Origin of the sequence: Kitasatospora sp. NPDC059803 (assembly GCF_042732255.1) — a bacterium.
GTDB lineage: Bacteria > Actinomycetota > Actinomycetes > Streptomycetales > Streptomycetaceae > Kitasatospora.
The window spans coordinates 1-2,304 of record NZ_JBHWIJ010000533.1; the positions used below are offsets into that span (position 1 = coordinate 1).

The window sequence follows — 2,304 nt, forward strand, 5'->3', positions numbered from 1 at the left end:
CAGAGGGGGGCCGCGGGGGGAGCCCCCGCCCGCGGGGGGGGGGGGGGCGCCGGGGTACAGCGGCGGGGCCGCCAGGGCGGCGAACACGTCGTCGTAGGCGATCAGCGCGAGGTCGTCGGGCACCGCGAGGCCGCGGGCGCGGAGCAGCGGGAGCAGCTGGATCGCGTCCTGGTCGTTGTGGATGAGGGCGGCGCGGACGCCGTCGGACACGGCGTCGGCGATCAGCCCGGCGAGCCGGTCGGAGTCGGCGGGGCGGCCGTCGTCACCGAGGGTGTCCAGGACGGGCAGGGCGGCCAGTCCGAGCAGCCGGGTGCCGTGCTGGTAGCCGGCCCGGACCTCCCGGGCCGTCCAGGAGTCGCCGCGGGCCGCGAGCAGGACCCGGTCGTGGCCGAGGTCGGCGAAGTGGCGCAGCGCGAGGAGGACGCCCTGCCGGTGGTCCGAGCCGACGGAGTCCAGGCCGGCGCCGGGGCCCCCGTACTCGGGCGCGCCGCGTTCGACCAGGATGGCGGGCACCGGCAGGTCGTCCAGCCAGTCGTGGGCCTGCGCGGGCCGGCCCGGCAGGAGGTTGGGTGCGAGCAGCAGCCCGTCGAGGCCGGATTCCAGCAGCCGTTCGGCCTGTGTGTGGTCGTCGCGGGCCTCGTAGGGGGCGATGCCGAGGACGAGTCGGGCGCCCGCCGCCGTCGCGGCGGCCCGGGCGCCGTTGATCAGCTCGTCGAAGTACGACCCGACGGAGGGCACCAGCAGCCCGAGGGTGCGGGTCCCGCCCTCGCCGTCCGTCGGCTTCTCCGGTGTGCGCCGTACGACGAACCCGTGCGAGCGCCCCACCCGGCCGGCCTCGGCCAGCGCGGCGACGTCCCGCCGTACGGTCACCGCCGGAATGGCGAGCCGCGCCGCGAGGTCGGCGAGCCGCAGGGGCCCGCTCGCCTCGCCGACGGCCTTGAGGATCAGGTCCCGACGTTCCTCGGCCGAGATGGTCATCGCCTGTCCCCCGTACTGCTCCGAACCGCCGCTGGTTGATCGGACCATATCTTTCGATCGACTTCCGATCAAGTATGACCGCGGGGCCGCACCCCGGTACCCCACCGGCCTGCCCGCGCGGGCCCGCCGTCCCCGCGGCCGCCCCGGCGTTGAGCGGTGCTCAGGCCCCCTGCCCGCCCGTGCGCAGCCGTTGGAGCAGCAGGGCCGCCTGGAGTCTGCTGGTCACGCCGAGCTTGGTGTTGATCCGGCTCGCGTAGGTCTTGACGGTGGAGACGGACAGCGCCAGCCGTTCGGCGACGGCCGCGTTGGGCAGGCCCTCGGCGAGGAGGTCGAGCACGGCCCGTTCCTGGTGGGTGAGGCCGGCCAGCGCTGATTCGGCGGAGGCGGGGGTGTGTCCGGCGAGGGCGGTGTCCTGTTGGAGCATCCGGGCCACCACCCGGCCGGCGACCCGGGAGGAGAGCACCGTCTCGCCGGCCGCGCAGGCCCGGATGCCCCGCAGGAGTTCGTCCGGCGGCGCGGATTTGAGCAGGTACCCGCTCGCCCCGGCGTGGAGGGCCGGGAACAGGTGCTCGTCACTGTCGAAGGTGGTGAGGATCAGGACCTTCGTTGCGCAGTCGGCGTCCGCCAGCGCGTGGAGCACGGCCGGGCCGTTGCGCCGGGGCATGTGCAGGTCGAGCAGCAGCACGTCGGGCCGGTGGTCGGCGACGGCGGCCAGCGCCTGGTCGCCGTCGGCGGCCTCCGCGACGACGGTGATGTCGGCCTCGGCCCGCAGCAGCAGTTTCAGTCCGGTGCGGACCATGGTCTCGTCGTCGGCGAGCAGGACGGTGATCACGCGGCGGCCTCGGCGGTCGTCTTCGCGGCGGTCAGCGGTAGGCGGGCCCGGACGGCGAAGCCGCCCTCGGTGGTGGGGCCGGCGTGCAGGGTGCCGCCGAGGTCGTCGGCGCGGGTGCGCATGCCGTCCAGGCCGTGGCCGCCGGAGGGCAGCCGAGGTCCGTCCGGGTCGGCCGCCGTGGCGGGGGAGTTGACGATGTCCAGGCGCAGCCCGTCCGGGTGGACCTCGACGGTGACGGCGACCTCGGCGGCCGGGGCGTGCTTGTGGGCGTTGGTCAGGGCTTCCTGGACGATCCGGTAGGTGGCGTACTGCACGGCCGGTCCGGGGGCGGGCAGTCCTTCGGCGGGGCCGGTGAGGGTGAGGTCGACGGCGAGTCCGGCCTGGCGGGACTCCTCGACGAGGGCGGGCAGTCCGTGCAGTGAGGGGCCCTGGTCGGAGGCCGGGGTGAGGACGCCGAGCAGGCCGCGCAGTTCGGTGAGGGCCTGGAGGCCGAG

3 protein-coding genes are annotated in these 2,304 nt (G+C 75.8%); all 3 read right to left on the reverse strand.

Translation table 11 applies throughout. The features are described from left to right. A partial coding sequence (locus ACFV6I_RS39175) for a substrate-binding domain-containing protein (protein ID WP_380431029.1) occupies positions 1–978 on the reverse strand: 978 nt, incomplete at its 3' end. A gap of 160 nt (positions 979–1,138) precedes the next feature. Then, positions 1,139–1,810: a response regulator gene (locus ACFV6I_RS39180; protein ID WP_380431032.1), complete on the reverse strand. Its 672-nt coding sequence runs from the start codon at positions 1,808–1,810 to the stop codon at positions 1,139–1,141. Further along, positions 1,807–2,304: sensor histidine kinase (locus ACFV6I_RS39185; RefSeq protein ID WP_380431035.1), on the reverse strand; the 498-nt coding region annotated here is incomplete at its 5' end. The genes ACFV6I_RS39185 and ACFV6I_RS39180, both read right to left, overlap by 4 nt.